This is a genomic window from Dellaglioa algida, from assembly GCF_030127605.1.
GTDB lineage: Bacteria > Bacillota > Bacilli > Lactobacillales > Lactobacillaceae > Dellaglioa > Dellaglioa algida.
On sequence record NZ_JANXLE010000001.1, the window covers coordinates 316,327 to 334,035 of the forward strand.

Genomic DNA, 17,709 nt, shown 5'->3' on the forward strand with positions numbered 1-17,709 from the left:
CTTAACTCTGAATGAGGACCACTTAACCAAATATGGCTCACAACTCCTCCTTTTGGGAATAGACTTAGGTCATTCAGTAAAGGGAGGATTTTTTAATGACATTATTAACTGCAAAATCGATTAGTAAAACATATCGCGAAAAAGTAGCTGTTAACCATATTGATTTAACTGTAAAAGAAGGGCAATTAATTGCTTTTCTTGGGCCAAATGGTGCCGGTAAATCAACAACAATTAACATGCTGACAGGATTGATTCAAACAACATCTGGTGAAATTAGACTGGCAGGGCTAGATCCAAAGCAAAAAGAATACCACCACAAAATAGGTGTCGTTTTTCAAAATAGTGTGTTGGATGGGCAATTAACGGTACAACAAAATATTCAAAATCGAGCAAGAATGTATAAGAATATTGATTTGGATTTTGAAAATCAATTAATTGGTGATTTTGGACTAACCACCATCTTGGATCAACGATATGATACTTTATCTGGTGGGCAAAGGCGTCGTGTAGATATTGCAAGAGCACTTGTTCATCAACCAGATTTATTGTTTCTTGATGAACCGTCTACGGGCCTTGATATTCAAACGAGAAAAGTTATCTGGGGTACATTAGAGAAATTACGTGAAACAAGAGGACTCACCATCATACTCACGACACATTATCTAGAAGAGGCCGAGGAAGCTGATTTTGTATATGTTATTGATCACGGAGAAGTCATCGCACATGATACGGTGAAGCAGTTGAAGGAAGATTACGCGCAAAATCTATTAACGATTGAGTCTGAGAATAAGGATGCCGTACTTGCCGAAATAGATTCAAGCTGGAGTGTGGTACAAGAAAAGGGCTCTTTATTAATTAAGGTACCTAATGAGCATGATGCAATTGACTTCTTACAAAGGGTGGAACCATTAATTACACATTTTGAATTTCGTCATGGCAATATGGATGACATATTTATGGCGTTAACCGGAAAGGAGATTCGTTAATATGCAAAGTTTAATTAAGCGTCATTTAAGTTTATATTTTGGTAATCATAGTGGGGTAATTTTTTCTTTAATGGGGGCACTTATCTCATTTATTTTATATCTTGTTTTTTTGAAACAAAATATGGTAGCTAATTGGGCAAGCGTTCCGGATACTAAGCTCTTATTGGATCCTTGGTTAATCGGAGGAACATTAGTGGTAACCGCAATATCAGCGACGTCCTATGGACTGAGTCAAATGATTAAAGATCGTGAGAGTGGAGCTTTATCTGATTTATATTTAACGGATATTTCTTATATTGGCATTCAGATTAGTTATTTTGTGAGTGCTATTATTATTGGGATTGTTATGCAGGTAGTGATGTTATTAGGTATGGAAGTTTACTTTATTGCCGTAGATGGCATCGACTTTCAATTAGATATCATTTTGCCACTTCTGGGAACTATTGTACTGAGCAGTGTGGTTTGGACAACCTTTAATTTACTTTTATTCTCATTCGTGAAGAAAGTTGATTCATTGGGGAAAATTAACGCCATTATTGGAACTGCATCTGGTTTCTTTGCGGGGGTTTATATGCCAATGGGATCAGTTCCCAATACGGCCCAATTAATTATGAAGTTAACGCCGGCACCTTATAATGCATCAATTTTCCGTCAAATATTGGTTAAACAACAATTAGATGAATCGTTCCAAAAGGCAACGGTGGCTGATATATTAGAATTCAAAAAATCGATGGGTATCGGCATTAATTTGAATGAACTGACAACTATTCAACAAAATGGACTGATCTTAGGAGCATTTACAGTGATTTTTATTATTGCAGCACTTATTTTAGCCGGCAGTAGTCGTCGGTCGGTGGTAAGTAGGGTATAATTAACGAATATTAGTGGAGAAGAGGGATGCGACTTGAAGGTTAATTTTGAACAAGATGATGAACTAAGTAACGATGAAGTGATCATTAATCTTCGCGCTAACTCTCTTTCCGGGGATGTTTTAAAACTACTACAACAACTAGAAAATTGGAATGAACAGCTTGATATGATTCCAATCACAACGGAAGACCGAACCGTTATGGTTCAAACGAGTGAGATACTTGCTATTGAGGTGTACGGTAGTGAGTTGACTATTCATACGATTACGAAGGACTACGTATCAAAAGGACAACTTAAAACAATTCTTGAACGGTTAAATAATAATGATTTCATTCAAGTTGCAAAGAGTACCGTTATTAATATTAATCAGTTGGACTCATTAGAAGCTGCTTTCTCTGGAAATATGACAGCAATTATGACAAATCAGCTGAAGATCAGTGTTAGTCGTAAGTATTTACCAGAGCTGCGTCGACAATTAAGAATGTGAGGACAATTTGATGATAAAAAAAATAATGCGTCATATTTCAATTGGGGTGTTAATTGGTTCGTTTATCTTTTTGCTTATGTTACTAACTCAGATGAAGCCAGTTACTGTGACACCCGAAGACATTATTAGAGTATTTGTGATGAGTGCGTTAATCGGCGTATTATCAATGATTTTTAGTATTGAACGTCTGAATTTTTTTGTAGCCATATTAATTCATTATGTGGGCGTCATACTAATTGTTGGATTGAGTAACAATATAATAGACATGTTAGGTAATCCCTTTGTTTATTTAACCGAAATAACCGTGATATATGTGATTGTATGGATCATTTTACGCATCTCAACTGGATTAAATGTTCGGTCTATCAATAATGCGTTGAAACGTAAGCGACAGAAAAAATAAAAGAAGCTATAAAACGAGAAATCTCCGTTTTATAGCTTCTTTTTTTACAAATAATAATCTAAATCACTTGCTGGCGTTGGGTAAGCAAAGATGAGTTGGTCAACAGCTGATTTTGACGTTTTATTTGCGATTAGTGGCGTTAAGTAGTTGATGAGTTCTTCAGCAATTGTCGTGTAAGCAACGGCTCCGACTAATAAATGTGTTGATTTATCAAAAATCGTTGTCACGGATGCTTCGGGTTCTTTAATCCGATTAAAGGTGTACCATTTTGTTGTATCCTGGGTTCTCACTTCGTAATGTTCTGGGTCTCTTTGGGCCTGTTCTAAGGATACACCAACCTGTGAGAGTTGTGGACTCGCGTAGACAGTTACTGGAATTGGCGGATAAGAGATTGCGTGAGTTGATTGACCAAGTAGTTGATTCGAAACATAGTGACCTTCAAATGTTGAAACGGGTGTTAATTTGGGTTGCCTTCGTGAAATGACGTCACCAACGGTATAAATGTGTTCGTTTGAGGTTGTTAAGTGATCGTCAACCACAATACCATGGGAATTAACTTCCACACCAGCAACGGGTAAATTAAGGGTATCTACATTTGGATGACGACCTAGCGCAGATATCGCTAAATCAACAGTTAAATCAAGCTCATTATCTCCTAGTAGTAGATATCCCGAGTTTATTTTTCGGACTTCAGTGACCGTGGTATCAAAATGAAAATGAATACCACTGTTTTTTAAATTATCAATAAGTCGATTCGTGTAAACTGTTGGGAATTCACGCAAAATTTGATTATTGTGCTGAATGATATGGACTTCTGACCCAGCTGCGGCCGCGATATTAGCGAGTTCAATTGAAACATAACCGGCACCAATGAAGACCATTTTTTCTGGTAATGTTTTAAGCGATAAAAAGTCTGTACTCGTTTTTAAAAAATGACGTCCTGTAATATTAGGGATAACGGGTGATTGACCAGTTGCAATTATAAAGTTATCTGCGGAATATACAGCGTCATTTATGCTGATTTCTGTTTCTGAAATAAATTTGGCGGACCCATAGACCGTTTCGATATTTGAACCAGATAATCCGGCCAGTGTGTTCGTTGGCACGCTATCCGTATAGGAAGATTTAAATGCCATTAATTCTGGCCAATTGATAGTCGTGTTACCTGTTAATCCAAAACCAGATAATGATTCTTGGCGTTGTTTTGTTTCAACGGCGGAATAAAGCATCTTTTTAGGATCACAACCGCGGTTCGGACATGTGCCTCCCCAAAGATCATTTTCAATGATTAATACGGACTGTTGCTGACTTAAATCAAAAGCAGCTGAAAGGCCACCAGGGCCGGCGCCAATGATAATAGTATCGTAATGAGATTGTTTCATGTTTATTCCCCCTATGTATAAGTTACTCAACCTGATGGTAGCATAAAGGTGGGAATTAGTTAAAAATAAGTAACTAAAATGTTTCACGTGAAACATATATCAAGAAAAATTGGTCTATTTGAATATCCGTTTGATTATTTAAATAACAGAGGGTATAGTTTAAAGGGCCTCAAATCGGAGGTATTAATAATTTAAAATAATTTCTGGGGGTATCAGATGACAGCAGCGGCACTAGATGAAATAACGCGGATCCTAATTTATACGATTGTATCGTATCCAATTGTTGGTGGCTTGGCATTTATTGTATCAAGTCTCTACTATAGAATATTTATGGAGAAGAGGGAGTTACCCAAGTATCTTGAGAAGGGGGAACCTTTTATCTCCATTTTTGTGCCCGCACATAATGAAGAGAAATCAATCGAGGCAACAATTCGTCATCTTGAGACCAAGATGAACTATCCTCTGGATAAGTATGAAGTAATCGTCATTAACGATGGGTCTACCGACAAAACGGGAGATATTTTAGCGACATTACAAGATGAGTTCAAGTCACGATTACGAACAATCACGATTATTAATAATCGTGGTAAGGCAGCTGGATTTAATATCGCATTGGCTTTTGCGAAGGGCGAATTTATTCTATCTAATGATGCCGATTCAAAACCCGAAGTGGATGCCTTATGGAAATATATGTCGTACTTCGAAAGAGAAGACGGTAAAAACTTAGGGGCTGTTACAGGTAATATGTTGCCTATTAATAAAACGACAATTGTAGCAGAAGCGCAACAAAATGAACTGAATTCAATTATTGGATTAATTAAAAGATCTCAATTATCGTATGGCGGTTTATTTGCTTTCTCAGGAGCTAACACGATGTATCGAAAAGCAGCAGTTTTAGATGTTGGCGGTTGGGAAGCTGAGCAACCAACAGAAGATATTGCGATAGCCTGGGATATGCAAGCCTTAGGTTGGAGAGCTTATTTTGCGCCACATATCCGTTTTTTCATGGATGTACCTGAAAAGTTGGGTGAGTTAATCAAGCAAAGACATCGGTGGTCATCAGGTGGTGTCTATGTTCTTTTAACGAAAACATTACGTGTTTTACGCCATCCAATCAAACAGTTTTCAAGCGTACCGATTATTATTGATTACGCGTTAAGTGTTATTTGGTCCGTTTTTTATTGGTTAAGTATGATTGCATTTATTGCCATTCAGATTATCTGTATCGTGAATAAGGATTGGCTGCAACTAAGTAATAATTTAGCATTTGCTAGTATTTTTATTTCTATAGAGGTTGTTATCGGCTTAATTCAATTAATCATGGCATCATTGTTCAATGATCAGGGCAAGTCTTTAAAATACGTCATTTTTGCGCCTTGGTATCTCCTTATCTACTGGATGGTTAACACGTATACAATGGTGGCAGAGTTAATTCCAACCATTCGTAAAATTGTTACGGGTGAAGATGGTGGTGTTTGGCATTCACCTGAACGCTCAGAAAGTATTACGGCGGATTTAGGAGGCGATGAAGATGATAGTAAATAAACCAGATTACATCATAAATGAAGTTGATGAAAAATCATTAACGATTGATTGGTTTTTTGGTCAAAAGCAATTAAGTCTTAAATTAAAACAATTAGTCTTAATTACGATTGGGTGGATTGCATGTTTAGTACCAATTGGCATTACAACGATACTAATCATCTTTAGGGATAAGAATATACCAATTAATCAGGCGGCATTTACGGAGCTTTTTGACACCATTATAAGCACATTTTTACAGTATTATTTATTTTTCATCATCTTCTTTTTTATTTTGCATATCTATAATCTTATTTTATCGAGAAATCGTCGGAGAAATGATAATGCGAGTTATAATCCTAAATTATTAAAAAAGCATACTGATCTAGCTGAAGAGATGTACTACTCAAAATATGGGCCACGAGATCATAGGGAAGGCCAAAATAGAATTATAATCCAAGATTATGCTGATATTGGCACGTTTGAATTAAGACAGCAATTTGATTATTTTGGAGATGAGGATGAAGATGCCTTCTAAAGAAGATAAAGTATTACTAGAAGAAATGGTTGTACGAGAAAGAAATATGAAGCGAAGACGTGACATATCTGGCTTAATGTTACATAAATTAAGGTTATTTAAGCGAAGATTGGTTGCATTTTTAACAGTGTTATCGTCTGGGTTATTATTAGGGTTTTATTCGATATTTGAACAATTTAAATCGATGTCGATTGTGAGTGTTATTGAAGTCAATGTATTAGTAGCGGCTATTTTAGTCCTATTTACGTCCTATTTTTGGCAATTAATGCTTAAATATTGGCCATTAAAAAATTTAATTAGCTGGTATAAAACAAGATTAAGAACAATGTACGCGGGTCCATTACTGGCATCAAAAAGATGGTTACAGTTCTATTATAAAGGCCGTGATATTTCGCCGTATATTCCACAAATTTTATATTACTTACAAAATGAGTCGGCATTAAAAACGGTTGATGAAGTATTGGCCTTTATTGATGGCGAAACGCCTTCTGAAGTGAAGGAACATAATGTTTTAGATAAATTTCGTCGCTTTATTGGTGAAACAAATCAAATGGTACTTAGCACGGCTACGGCTGATGGGATACCATCAAGTCGACAAATGCGCTTTATTGTGTCGCCTGAAAAATCGAATGTTTGGTATTTTGGTTCAGCACCAGAGACGCCTAAAATTGCTGAACTTGATTTAGGAAAGGCCGCCATTAATACGATTCCGACTAGTACGGGGATGACGATTGCTAGCAATAAATTGAGTATCAAGCGATCGAAGTATAAATTATCGGATTTAGCTGATCTGTACCGCATTCAAGTGCCAGGATTTATGGATGGGTTATTAGAAGCAGATATTGATAATGAAATTATTTATGAAATTGTGATTGAAAGTGCTCGATTGGATACTTGGACACAGCATGATCAAGTGAAATTTTAGATCAATAATAGCGGTTAACGAAGAACCTGAATTATGGTCATAATCAATCTAAAAAATAGTGAACGAAAACTTTTGAGTTTTCGTTCACTATTTTTTTAAGATTTACCCAGCATATTTTTTAGGGTTTTAAGTTAAAGCCCGGATAATCTGCATTTCAATGGTAGCTAAAGTCTGTTCTTCCGTCTTAGCTGTCTCTATATCAAAAAGATTAACTTGCATAAAATAGGTGAGCAGAAAGCCTATAATGGTTCGAGCAAAATCGTCTGCCGTTAATTGGGGATTCAGGTTGTTATTTTGTTCCAATAGATGTAATAAAATATTTTTAAGAAATGGTGTATGGATGTTCATTGTTTCAACGAAAAGTCGTTTAATTGACGAATCTGTTAAAATTTCTGTAATTAAAATTTGGATAGATTCATGATTTTGTTTCAAAAAATCCCAACGATTTTGAACAAAAAAGTGAACGAAGGTATCTAATGTTAAATCAATTTCTTTGATTTCAGATTGGAGAGCTAATGCTGATTTTGGAATGAAATTAGCTATCATCGGGTTGATAATTGCCAATAACAAATCATATTTTGTTTTAAAATATTTGTAAATAGTTGCTTCGCTGACTTGTGCTTCAGCTGCAAGTTCAGAGGTTGAGGTATTATCAAATCCTTGAGCCGAAAATAACGTTAAACCGGCCAATAGAACAGCTCTTTTTCCGTTCGGAATATTTTTATCGGAAATCCAATCATTTTTAATGTTTTCCATTTGAATACCTAAACCTTCCTATAACGTTTCAATCCAATAATATTCAAAATTAGTAAAACAATCAAGAAAATTAATAATGCGACTAGCATAGGCCATACGGTCAGTAAATGATAACCGTGCATGATAACACCTGTTAATGCCTCACCGGCATATCTCATTGGTAAGATATACGAAAAATATTGAAGCCACTGGGGCATTGAATCGAGTGAAATGATACCGGATAGAAAGACTTGAGGTAGAACGATGATGGGAATAAACTGCATCAATTGGAATTCTGATTTCGCAAAAGTCGACATTAAAATACCAAATGCTAAAGCAACTAGCGATAATAATAAATTAATGATAATAACTGACCATATGTTACCCAAAATATCGACGGACAGAACTTTAACTGTAAATAAAACAATTAATATCGTTTGTAGAAAGGCTAAAACGCTGTAACTAAGCATATAACCAAAGACAATTTCTGATCGTTTAACGGGTGTGGCCAATAAACGATCAAGGGTACCAGATGTTCTTTCTTTCAATAAAGACATACCAGAGATTAGGAAAATAAAGAAGAAAACGAAGAATCCCATTAATATTGGTAGCATCTTATCAAAGTAAGAGGTATTTTTATCGCCGTAAATATAGTGATTTTTGAGTGATAAAGGTTGAGCTACATTTAATTTGGGTGATTCGGGTAAATTTTTTGTTAAGGTCGTTAATTCATTTTCGATTTTTTCTTGTTGGATGGAACCAGCGGCCGTTTTGATAGCCATTTTCGTTGCGGCCGTCTTACTGGCATCGACGTTTGCATAAGTAGCAGATAATTTTTGACCAGATTGATTTATATATGAGTCAATTTGATCCTTTTTAAGTGCTGCTTTAGCCTGGCTAATAGTTGCGTATTTTTTAATGATGATATTTTTTTGATCCAATTTTTGATTAAATATTTTAGAGACAGAGACGGTTCCAATCTTAGTTGATTGCGTTGAATTATTATTAAATGCAAAACTCATCAGTGTTAGGACAAGTAGCGGCGCAATAAAGATGAGTGCCAAAGAACGCTTATCTCTTAATAATTCAGTTAAAACGCGTTTGGCAATGACTAAAGTTCTCATTTGTTTTCCTCCTCAACCTTTAAAAAGACGGATTCAATTGAATTGACGTGATACTTATTTTTTAGCTTTTCAGGAGTGTCATCTGCAAGTAAGTGGCCGTTTAATAACATAGCAACACGATCGACTAGTTCAGCTTCGTCCATGACATGGGTTGTAACAAGGATAGTGTGACCTTCTGCTTTTAATCGGTGAAGCTCTTGCCAGATATGGCGGCGAAGAGCGGGATCAATACCAACAGTTGGTTCATCCAAAACAATTAAATCTGGATTTCCAATGAGGGCAATAGCAAGTGAAAGACGACGTTTCATACCACCAGAGTATGTAGAGACACGTTTATCCAACGCATCTCCTAAATCAACTACATTCGTGACGTGTTCAACGCTAGATGGTATGTCTTGTTTTGTGATTCCCTTCATTCGACCGAAAAAAATTAAATTTTCACGGCCAGATTGTTGTTCGTATAAGGAATCATTTTGGGCCATATAACCAATGTTTCCTAGTAATTCACGATTAGGCATTACCTGATTGAAGACAGTCGCCGTACCACTATCAGCTGTTTCTGAACCAAGTAATAATTGAATGATAGTTGATTTTCCGGCACCTGAAGGGCCAATCAGACCCAAGATAGTGCCTTCTTCTACGGTTGTTGAAATGTGATCCAGAACGACGTGTTTGTTAAATGATTTTGATAGATCATGTAATTGAATAACTGGTTTATCCATAATAATAACCTTCATTTATAAAGTAAGTGAGTATTCACTTACCCATGAAAATATTTTAATCTTTTTAAATAATGTTGTCAAATTAATCATTTATTGAAAAAATAAGTACTAGATTTTATGAATGTATTACTTCAAGAGGATATAAAAGACTCAATTATTTATAAAAGTGCTCGATTGGATACTTGGACACAGCATGATCAAGTGAAATTTTAAAAGAGTTATTGGCGAGAATTGTCGCTAATAATTCTTTTTTTTATAAAATCAAGCAAAAAAAAAACTTTTTAAATTTATTTTAACGTATTTAACGCCGTATTTTGTCACATAAAATACAAATAAATTATCTTAATGAGGCCTATCGTTGAGAGAATGAGCAGGTGAGCGGACACTTTGATTGGTTTACATTTATTACAGAATATTATAAATATTACATTATTTCAGGATATTGATATTTAGCTGAAATGCTTATGTAAAAGGTAACTGATAGTATGAACCTCGTAAGATAAATAGAAGAAATTAAATAAAACCGCTCAATAAAAAGGAGAACTAACATAATGAAATTGAATACTAAAATGACAAAATTTTCAGTCGCAATGGTCGCAACAGTCGCAGCAGGTCTTGGACTTGCAGTTAAAGCAGCAGACGCTGATGTTTATACTGTAAAATCAGGTGACACACTTAACAACATCTCAGCAACATACAGCACAAAGACATCTAATGATGTTAGTGTTGACGCAATTGTTAAAGCAAATGACATTAAAGATAGCAACTTAATCTATGTTGGTGAACAATTAACAATCAATACTGATACAGCTGTTAAAGCAACAACACCAGCTGCATCAACAAATACAACTTCTGAAGCCGTAGCACCTGCAGCATCAACACCTGCACCAGCTAAAAAAGCCGTAGCACCAGCTGCAGCAACTACTTCTGATTCATCAAGTGCTAAAGCATGGATTGCTAACAAAGAATCTGGTGGTTCATATACAGCTACAAATGGTCAATATATTGGTAAATATCAATTAAGTTCTTCATACTTAAATGGTGACTACTCAGCTGCAAACCAAGAAAAAGTAGCTAATAACTACGTTTCAAGCCGTTACGGTTCATGGGAAGCTGCTAAATCATTCTGGTTATCAAATGGTTGGTACTAAAATTTAAATTAATTATTCAAAGCTTTGGATTCGGACATATGTCCTAATTCAAAGCTTTTTTTGTTTTACAACTAATGTCAAAAATGATAATGTTTAATCACTAAGTCAGACGGATGAAAGTTGAGAGTGAAAGTGAAAAATTACGAATTTTTACTATTTGATATTGATGATACGTTACTTGATTTTGGGGCAGCAGAAGATAATGCACTAGAAACACTTTTTTTAACTCAAAAAGTAACGTTGGATGCTAAAATAAAACAGAATTATCTAAAATTTAATCGTCAATTATGGCGGCAATATGAACGTGGCGATTTAGAACGTGAAAACTTATTTAATAATCGCTTTGAGATATTTTTCAAGAAACAGTTTAATAAAGTAGTCGACGGTAGAGCTCTAGCTAAGCAATATCAAGACCATTTAACTGATGGACATGAAAAAATAAAGGGCGCCGACGAATTATTGGCATCGATAGATAAGACAAAATATCAATTATCAATCATCACAAATGGTATTGCAGACATGCAATATAAGCGATTAGCAGAAGCAAAATTAGATCAATATTTTCCACAAGTATTTGTTTCCGAAACGACGGGATATCAAAAACCAGCAGTGGGATATTTTAATTATGTTTTTAATCGTATTGATAATTTTGATCCAAAAAAAGCACTTATAATTGGTGATTCTTTAACGTCAGATATTCAAGGTGGCAACAATGTGGACGTTGATACTGTTTGGTATAACCCGGGTAATACCAAAAATAAAACATCCGTAAAGGCAACCTATGAAATTGATGACTTATTGGCTATCAATCGTATAATATGATCGTTATATGGTACTCGTATTGTGATTTAAGTTAAAGGGGAGATTTTTAAAATGAAAAATATCAAAAAAATAATTACATATGTTATTTTTTTATTGGCTATCTATTTCTTATTTTCACAAGTGTTGGCTATTTCCGAAATGGCCACAGATAAATCTGTTATTGAGTTTGCGAAGGTAGAACCCGCAATCTTTATTAGCGTTTTCTTTGTAATTTATACACTCTTCATGACGATTAGTATTGCATTCTTTTATTTTTCCCATACGCTATTAAAAATTAAGGGAAGCTATGATGTCAGTCTGATTATATTGAATTTTTTCACAGTGTTTTTCACTATTTCAACGTTAGTTATAAAGTCAGTCGGTGGCGTTCTGCCATCGTTCTTCCTCATGACTAGTTTGTTTTTTATTTTATTATCAATGTCTTTATCGACGACGGCAAAACTGTTGTCATTGCGAAAAGAACGTCTCAAAAACCAAGATATATAAGGATCGGTTATAAATAATATTAAATATTTTTAGGAGTGTTATATATGAAGATTAAGGAACGACTTGATACATTAAGCGATGCAATTATTGCAATCATCATTACAATCATGGTACTAGAAATGCCGATTGAAGTAAAAAATGGTGAAATTAATTTTGCTGATTTATTTCAAACGATTGGTATTTTTATTGTTAGTTTCTGTTTTGTGGCTAATATCTGGTACCAACACGCAGTTGTTTTTGCGGAAGTCGACGAAGTATCGAATAAAATCATTGTTATGGATTTAATTTTAATGATGTTTTTAGCATTAATTCCAGCATTTACAAGATTAATGACTACCGATACAGTTAAAGAAACAGTTGTGATGTATGGTATTTTATATGTGATTATCATTTATATTTTCAGAGGAATTGCCAAAGCAATCATTCATCAAAAATACACAGAAAAATCTGATATGCAAAAAGTTTACGTGGCGATTTATGGTAAACATAATACCGAGACCGGATTACTAATGCTAGCACTAATTATTTTAGGTTGGTTTTTCCCTAAAATAGCATTAGTTTTTTTCATTATTATCCCAATTCGTTCATTTATTGCCAATAGTGCAGATAATAGTGAATTTACGGGCGTCAGTCAGATGGATCCTAAAGGTACTGAGGCATTTTTGAAGATGTCACAAAAAGATAGAGAAAAATTGAAACCACTTATTTTGACGCTTCGAAGAGAAATGGCACGAAGAGATCCAGATGCTTGGGAAAACTTCACTGAGGATGCCGAAGAAGCACTTGATGTGAGTGAAGAAACGATACTAAGATGGTTCCATCGATATTATGAAGATTTTAAAAATGGCAGAAGAGCAGGTAAGGGCCATGATAGAGTGGCCGGTAAGGAACGGTTGGGGAGACAAGACAGAAAATAAACAAAAAGCTTTCAAAATTATTTGATTTTGAAAGCTTTTTTGATTGGTGTATGTATGCTAAATATAGTAACTGTATTATAAAAATAAAATTTTTAATTCCATCCTTGACAAAGCCATTTAGTAAACAGTATAAAGTAAACAACAGCTGGAATATAAAAGTTTACTAGGAGGAACTATGATGAATAATGAATTAATTAATTTTGATAAAAATACGGGGGTATTCCATTTAAGTAATAATGAAATCTCTTATATTATAAAAGTAGAACAAGGTGATGTGTTGGCGCATGTGTATTTTGGTAAAAAAGTAGATCAATACAATGACCACCATAATTACCCAAGACGTGATCGAGGATTTTCGGGAAACGTACCAGGACAAAATGAAAGGGCTTACTCTAAAGATACGTTGCCCCAAGAATATTCTAGTCATGGGTCAATGGATTATCGGGTACCAGCTAGTATTATTCGTCGAGAAAATGGAGCAAATTTAACAGATTTTCGATATGATTCTTACGAAATTACTCCTGGTAAACCTACGCTAGAAGGTCTTCCATCTGCTTATGTCCTTGATGAAAATGAAGCGAGCACACTAATGGTTACGCTTAAAGATCGATTTGATGATATTTATCTTGATATGTTTTATACAATTTATAGCAATCGTAATGTAATTGCTCGTTCTATAAATATTCGTAATTTAACAAATGCCTCTTTATCGCTAGAAAAGATTGCTTCAATGCAATTGGATTTAACACATTCAGGTATATATCAGGATGTTCTCTCGCTACCTGGTGCACTGACTAGGGAGCGACAAATGAATCGTGAAAAAATATCGACGGGTGTGAAGCGTTTTGAAAGCCGACGTGGTGCATCTAGTCATCAGATGAATAGTTTTATTGCCTTATTAGGAGCCGACGCAAATGAGTTTGATGGTGAAGTGATCGGTGTACATTTAGTTTACTCAGGGAACCATTGTTTCGAGTTAGAAGTTGACCAAATTAATCAAATACGCTTAATTGCAGGGATTAATGACTATAATTTCACCTGGAAATTAAAATCAAAAGAAAATTTCCAAACGCCAGAAGTCTTATTAGCGTATTCAGACAGTGGCTTGAATAAGATGAGCAATACTTTCCACGATTTATTAAGGGAGCGAGTAGCACGTGGTGAACATCAATTTTCAGAGCGTCCAATTTTGGTAAATAACTGGGAAGCAACATATTTCGATTTCTCGGATGAAAAAATTGAAGCAATCGTTGATGAAGCGGCTAATCTAGGTATTGAGATGTTTGTATTGGATGATGGGTGGTTTGGTCATCGAAATAATGATGATTCCTCATTAGGCGATTGGTTTGAGTTTGAGGGTAAATTAAAAAAAGGATTAAAGGGCATTTCTGATTATGTTCATCAAAAAGGTTTGAAGTTTGGTCTATGGCTTGAACCCGAGATGATTTCGATTGATTCAGAACTATACGAGAACCATCCAGATTACTTGATGCAGGTGCCAGGGCGGGAACCATCCCCATCACGTGATCAACACTTATTGGACATGGGACGTAAAGAGGTAAGAGAAAATATTCAGAAACAAATCGAAAGAATATTGGATTCGGTTGATATTGACTATATTAAGTGGGATATGAATCGTAGCATGTCGGATGCGTATTCAATTGGTTTGGAAAGTCAACAACAGGGAGAAACCGCACATCGTTATATTTTAGGTGTTTATGAATTAATGGAAAATTTAACTCAGAAATATCCTAAAATATTATGGGAAGGCTGTTCTGGTGGTGGTGGACGTTTTGATGCAGGACTTTTATACTATATGCCACAGTCTTGGATGAGCGATAATACGGATGCAGTTGAACGTCTTAAAATTCAATATGGTACCAGTGTTGCATATCCTGTTTCTGCGGGCACCGCCCATGTTTCGGCCGTGCCAAATCATCAAACTGGTCGAATGACTTCATTGAAAACGCGTGGAGATGTGGCTATGTCAAGCATACTGGGTTACGAATTAGATTTAACGACATTATCGGAAAAAGAAAAAAAAGAAATTTCGAATCAGATTATTTTCTATCAAGATTTGCGACAGTTGGTTCAGTATGGTGATTTTGTTCGGTTAAAAAGTCCGTTTGAAGGAAATACAACTTCATGGTTATTCGTTTCTAAAGATAAGTCCGATGTTTTACTATTTGTGGGCCGTACCTTGGCGAATGCTCAACCAGAATTTAATGAAGTCCGATTAAAAGGCATAGCAGAAGATTTTTTATATGAAAATCAAGAAACTAGAGACGTATATTCTGGTACAGAGTTAGCCAATATAGGTATTTATTATCCTGATTTTTATGGCGATTTTCAAACGAAACTAATTCACTTTAAGAAAATAGAAGGTAAGTAATGGAGAAACGAAATTCCGGCTTGACTCAGGTAGCCATCTTGGCCATTTCGATTTTATTAACTAGCGCAACGGCAATAAATGGTGCATTACCCCAAATGCGCGCTAGTTTATCAATGACCACTACTCAAGGAGAATTAGTAGCAACGGTACCATCGTTAGGTGTTGTTATATTTGTTGTATTATCAAGCCTTATCGCCAAAAAAATTGGAATAAAAAGAACAGTTCAAATTGGATTATTATTAGTTGGTTTTGGAGGGATTGCACCCATTTTCTTAGTGAATTATCCATTGATTATTGTGAGTCGATTCGTATTGGGTGCCGGTTTTGGCCTGTTTAACTCGCTAGCGGTATCGATTATTAACATACTTTACCGGGATGAGGAAAATCGACGGGCAAACATGTTGGGATTTCGTGGCGCAGCCGAAAATATTGGAAGTGCTGTTATGACGATTGCAGCGGGAATTTTATTAAGTATCAGTTGGAAATTATCTTTTGGTATTTATGCAATTGCCTTTGTTGTTCTAATTGTATTTACTTTATTTGTACCGGAAATCACCGATAAAACGCCAAATAAAATGAATCATAAAGAAAAAATTAATATGACTGTATTTCTTCTAGCGTTATTCGCACTATTTTTGGTTATGACTTTTGTAGCGATCGGTGTGAGATTTCCAGCGATGGTGACTTCGATGCGCGGAGAAAACTATAATGCATCTAATCTATTAGCGGTAATGCCAATTATTGGCATTATAACTGGTTTCTTCTTCGGGAGAATCTATCAAGTAATAGGAGAAAAGTGTCTACACTTGGGGTTAATCTTATTAGCGGTAGCAACATTATTAATTGGAATATCTGCTGGGAATTTTCCGGTGCTGTTAACAGGTTATTTTATTAGCGGGATTCCTGGGAGTTTGATTTTTCCATTTATATATAATTCGTTAAATAAGTATGCTCCGGCAAGTAAAATGAATGTTGCGACGTCTATCATTTTGATTGGGTGTAATTTAGGTAGTTTTTTAGCACCATTTGGATTAAATTTATTACAAAAAGTTGGCGGATCAGAAAGTATCTTTATACCTTTTATTGCTTTATTTACCATCATTTTAGGAATCTTAATGATATTCGTCATTCGTGATATGAATCTGCTACAAAGAAAAGTTGATAAAACGGAGTAAACATGTGTGGTAAGATTTAAGTATAAATGGGTGAGGTGTGTAAAATGGTTGGTATGCGAGAGGTTGCTCGTAAAGCAAATGTCAGTCCTGGTGCAGTTTCTCGATTTTTAAATCAAGATAAAACACTATCTATCTCTGAAGATACAAAACAGCGAATTAGGGCAGCAGTTAGAGATTTAAATTATGATATTAATAAACGTAAATATGAAAAAGCAAAAATTCAATCCATAGGCTTAATTTCAACTATTGATAGAAAAAAAGAATTTGATGATCCATATTTCAGCCAATTGAGAGAGGGCATCAAAGAAGAAGCTCAACGTCTTCATTTGGGACTGAACCGGACTTATTACTTAGCAGAAGATAATCCACAGGAATGGAAAGATTTTGATCATTTGGGTGCGATTGTGATTATTGGCACGGTAAATGAATCATCAATTCAAAAATTGATGAAGCAGAATAAAAATATTGTGATAGTGGATAATCCAGACATCACCGCGGATGTAGATTTGGTTTATGCTGATTTTGAGCGAATGATTCAAAAAAATTTATCGTTATTAGTTGCCGCGGGGCATACAAATATTGCTTATATCGGCGGGTACAACATTGATATTAATGAATACGGAAAAAAAGAAATTAATGAAAACGAAAAAAGGTTAAGGGCTTATAAACAATTTATGTACGATCAAGGACTTAAGCAAAATATTAATTATAAATTAGGTCAATGGGAGCCATTAGAGGGTAGGCGCATGGCCGACGAGTTATTGGCAGAAAAGGTTGATGATTTTCCGACGGCAATAATAGTGGGAAGCGATCCACTAGCAGTCGGCGTTTACCATAGTCTTCAATCAGCCGGTAAAAAAATTGGTGAGGATTTGGCATTGATTAGTTTTGATAATATTGAAATAGCCCAAAGCCTGACACCTGGCCTAACTAGTGTAAACATTAATAGTAAAGAAATAGGAAATGCCGCCGTTCGATTGGCAAGTGAAAAAATTAACGGTGAACGTGGTGAAAATGTGGTTTTAACTTTTCCTTCAAAATTAATTGAAAGAGAAAGTTTTCACTTTAGTTAG

Annotated in this window: 18 protein-coding genes; 14 read left to right on the forward strand and 4 right to left on the reverse strand. The window is 35.2% G+C overall.

The window, feature by feature from the left end:
- Window positions 1-95: 95 nt before the first annotated feature.
- Genes N0K73_RS01420 through N0K73_RS01435 form a run of 4 tightly spaced genes read left to right on the forward strand, consistent with a single transcriptional unit; the run spans window position 96 to window position 2,746 of the window.
- Window positions 96-986: an ABC transporter ATP-binding protein gene (locus N0K73_RS01420; RefSeq protein WP_112249516.1), complete on the forward strand. Its 891-nt coding sequence runs from the start codon at window positions 96-98 to the stop codon at window positions 984-986.
- 1 nt (window position 987) lies between these two features.
- Window positions 988-1,857, forward strand: coding sequence for an ABC transporter permease (locus N0K73_RS01425; protein ID WP_112249518.1), 870 nt, complete (start codon window positions 988-990; stop codon window positions 1,855-1,857).
- Window positions 1,858-1,890: 33 nt separating this feature from the next.
- On the forward strand, window positions 1,891-2,343 hold the full coding sequence (locus tag N0K73_RS01430; protein ID WP_057974132.1) for a LytTR family DNA-binding domain-containing protein: 453 nt from the start codon (window positions 1,891-1,893) through the stop codon (window positions 2,341-2,343).
- 10 nt (window positions 2,344-2,353) lie between these two features.
- Window positions 2,354-2,746, forward strand: coding sequence for a DUF3021 family protein (locus N0K73_RS01435; RefSeq protein WP_112249520.1), 393 nt, complete (start codon window positions 2,354-2,356; stop codon window positions 2,744-2,746).
- A 44-nt stretch (window positions 2,747-2,790) separates the two neighbouring features.
- Here N0K73_RS01435 and N0K73_RS01440 read toward each other — a convergent pair whose 3' ends face one another.
- Complete coding sequence (locus N0K73_RS01440) at window positions 2,791-4,128, reverse strand: dihydrolipoyl dehydrogenase family protein (RefSeq protein WP_112249522.1); 1,338 nt, start codon at window positions 4,126-4,128, stop codon at window positions 2,791-2,793.
- Between the two features lie 216 nt (window positions 4,129-4,344).
- Here N0K73_RS01440 and N0K73_RS01445 point away from each other — a divergent pair, with 216 nt between their 5' ends.
- Genes N0K73_RS01445 through N0K73_RS01455 form a run of 3 tightly spaced genes read left to right on the forward strand, consistent with a single transcriptional unit; the run spans window position 4,345 to window position 7,112 of the window.
- Window positions 4,345-5,673: a glycosyltransferase family 2 protein gene (locus N0K73_RS01445; RefSeq protein ID WP_112249524.1), complete on the forward strand. Its 1,329-nt coding sequence runs from the start codon at window positions 4,345-4,347 to the stop codon at window positions 5,671-5,673.
- Window positions 5,660-6,187, forward strand: coding sequence for a hypothetical protein (locus N0K73_RS01450; RefSeq protein WP_112249526.1), 528 nt, complete (start codon window positions 5,660-5,662; stop codon window positions 6,185-6,187). The genes N0K73_RS01445 and N0K73_RS01450 overlap by 14 nt, the downstream gene beginning before the upstream one ends.
- A complete protein-coding gene (locus tag N0K73_RS01455) occupies window positions 6,171-7,112 on the forward strand; it encodes a pyridoxamine 5'-phosphate oxidase family protein (protein ID WP_225416465.1) in 942 nt (313 codons plus the stop codon). Before N0K73_RS01450 ends, N0K73_RS01455 begins: the two co-directional genes overlap by 17 nt.
- 126 nt (window positions 7,113-7,238) lie before the next feature.
- On the opposite strand, the gene N0K73_RS01460 is transcribed toward N0K73_RS01455, so the two are convergent.
- From N0K73_RS01460 to N0K73_RS01470, 3 genes are read right to left on the reverse strand one after another with little or no spacing between them, the layout of a single operon-like run.
- Window positions 7,239-7,868, reverse strand: a complete 630-nt coding sequence (locus N0K73_RS01460) for a TetR/AcrR family transcriptional regulator (RefSeq protein ID WP_112249529.1) — start codon at window positions 7,866-7,868, stop codon at window positions 7,239-7,241.
- Window positions 7,869-7,876: 8 nt separating this feature from the next.
- The gene (locus tag N0K73_RS01465; protein ID WP_057974125.1) at window positions 7,877-8,971 is read right to left on the reverse strand and encodes an ABC transporter permease; all 1,095 of its coding nucleotides are present in this window, start codon (window positions 8,969-8,971) and stop codon (window positions 7,877-7,879) included.
- Window positions 8,968-9,693, reverse strand: a complete 726-nt coding sequence (locus N0K73_RS01470) for an ABC transporter ATP-binding protein (protein WP_057974124.1) — start codon at window positions 9,691-9,693, stop codon at window positions 8,968-8,970. Before N0K73_RS01470 ends, N0K73_RS01465 begins: the two co-directional genes overlap by 4 nt.
- A 551-nt stretch (window positions 9,694-10,244) precedes the next feature.
- Between N0K73_RS01470 and apf the strand changes: the two genes are divergently transcribed.
- From apf to N0K73_RS01505, 7 genes are all read left to right on the forward strand, one after another.
- A complete protein-coding gene (gene apf / locus N0K73_RS01475) occupies window positions 10,245-10,844 on the forward strand; it encodes an aggregation-promoting factor (protein WP_404825117.1) in 600 nt (199 codons plus the stop codon).
- Window positions 10,845-10,976: 132 nt separating this feature from the next.
- Window positions 10,977-11,666: a YjjG family noncanonical pyrimidine nucleotidase gene (locus N0K73_RS01480; RefSeq protein ID WP_112249531.1), complete on the forward strand. Its 690-nt coding sequence runs from the start codon at window positions 10,977-10,979 to the stop codon at window positions 11,664-11,666.
- A 51-nt stretch (window positions 11,667-11,717) separates the two neighbouring features.
- Window positions 11,718-12,152, forward strand: coding sequence for a hypothetical protein (locus N0K73_RS01485; protein WP_057974122.1), 435 nt, complete (start codon window positions 11,718-11,720; stop codon window positions 12,150-12,152).
- Window positions 12,153-12,196: 44 nt separating this feature from the next.
- Window positions 12,197-13,069: a TMEM175 family protein gene (locus tag N0K73_RS01490; RefSeq protein WP_112249533.1), complete on the forward strand. Its 873-nt coding sequence runs from the start codon at window positions 12,197-12,199 to the stop codon at window positions 13,067-13,069.
- 178 nt (window positions 13,070-13,247) lie between these two features.
- Window positions 13,248-15,461: an alpha-galactosidase gene (locus N0K73_RS01495; RefSeq protein WP_112249535.1), complete on the forward strand. Its 2,214-nt coding sequence runs from the start codon at window positions 13,248-13,250 to the stop codon at window positions 15,459-15,461.
- Window positions 15,461-16,636: an MFS transporter gene (locus tag N0K73_RS01500; RefSeq protein WP_112249537.1), complete on the forward strand. Its 1,176-nt coding sequence runs from the start codon at window positions 15,461-15,463 to the stop codon at window positions 16,634-16,636. Before N0K73_RS01495 ends, N0K73_RS01500 begins: the two co-directional genes overlap by 1 nt.
- A 44-nt stretch (window positions 16,637-16,680) precedes the next feature.
- Complete coding sequence (locus tag N0K73_RS01505) at window positions 16,681-17,709, forward strand: LacI family DNA-binding transcriptional regulator (RefSeq protein WP_112249539.1); 1,029 nt, start codon at window positions 16,681-16,683, stop codon at window positions 17,707-17,709.

Coding starts and splice junctions, on each gene's coding strand:
- N0K73_RS01420 (WP_112249516.1), top strand. CDS start 96: ATGACATTATTAACTGCAAAATCGATTAGTAAAACATATCGCGAAAAA.
- N0K73_RS01445 (WP_112249524.1), top strand. CDS start 4,345: ATGACAGCAGCGGCACTAGATGAAATAACGCGGATCCTAATTTATACG.
- N0K73_RS01500 (WP_112249537.1), top strand. CDS start 15,461: ATGGAGAAACGAAATTCCGGCTTGACTCAGGTAGCCATCTTGGCCATT.
- N0K73_RS01440 (WP_112249522.1), bottom strand. CDS start 4,128: ATGAAACAATCTCATTACGATACTATTATCATTGGCGCCGGCCCTGGT.
- N0K73_RS01505 (WP_112249539.1), top strand. CDS start 16,681: ATGGTTGGTATGCGAGAGGTTGCTCGTAAAGCAAATGTCAGTCCTGGT.
- N0K73_RS01435 (WP_112249520.1), top strand. CDS start 2,354: ATGATAAAAAAAATAATGCGTCATATTTCAATTGGGGTGTTAATTGGT.
- N0K73_RS01485 (WP_057974122.1), top strand. CDS start 11,718: ATGAAAAATATCAAAAAAATAATTACATATGTTATTTTTTTATTGGCT.
- N0K73_RS01455 (WP_225416465.1), top strand. CDS start 6,171: ATGAAGATGCCTTCTAAAGAAGATAAAGTATTACTAGAAGAAATGGTT.
- N0K73_RS01450 (WP_112249526.1), top strand. CDS start 5,660: ATGATAGTAAATAAACCAGATTACATCATAAATGAAGTTGATGAAAAA.
- N0K73_RS01425 (WP_112249518.1), top strand. CDS start 988: ATGCAAAGTTTAATTAAGCGTCATTTAAGTTTATATTTTGGTAATCAT.
- N0K73_RS01465 (WP_057974125.1), bottom strand. CDS start 8,971: ATGAGAACTTTAGTCATTGCCAAACGCGTTTTAACTGAATTATTAAGA.
- N0K73_RS01470 (WP_057974124.1), bottom strand. CDS start 9,693: ATGGATAAACCAGTTATTCAATTACATGATCTATCAAAATCATTTAAC.
- N0K73_RS01460 (WP_112249529.1), bottom strand. CDS start 7,868: ATGGAAAACATTAAAAATGATTGGATTTCCGATAAAAATATTCCGAAC.
- N0K73_RS01495 (WP_112249535.1), top strand. CDS start 13,248: ATGAATAATGAATTAATTAATTTTGATAAAAATACGGGGGTATTCCAT.
- apf (WP_404825117.1), top strand. CDS start 10,245: ATGAAATTGAATACTAAAATGACAAAATTTTCAGTCGCAATGGTCGCA.
- N0K73_RS01490 (WP_112249533.1), top strand. CDS start 12,197: ATGAAGATTAAGGAACGACTTGATACATTAAGCGATGCAATTATTGCA.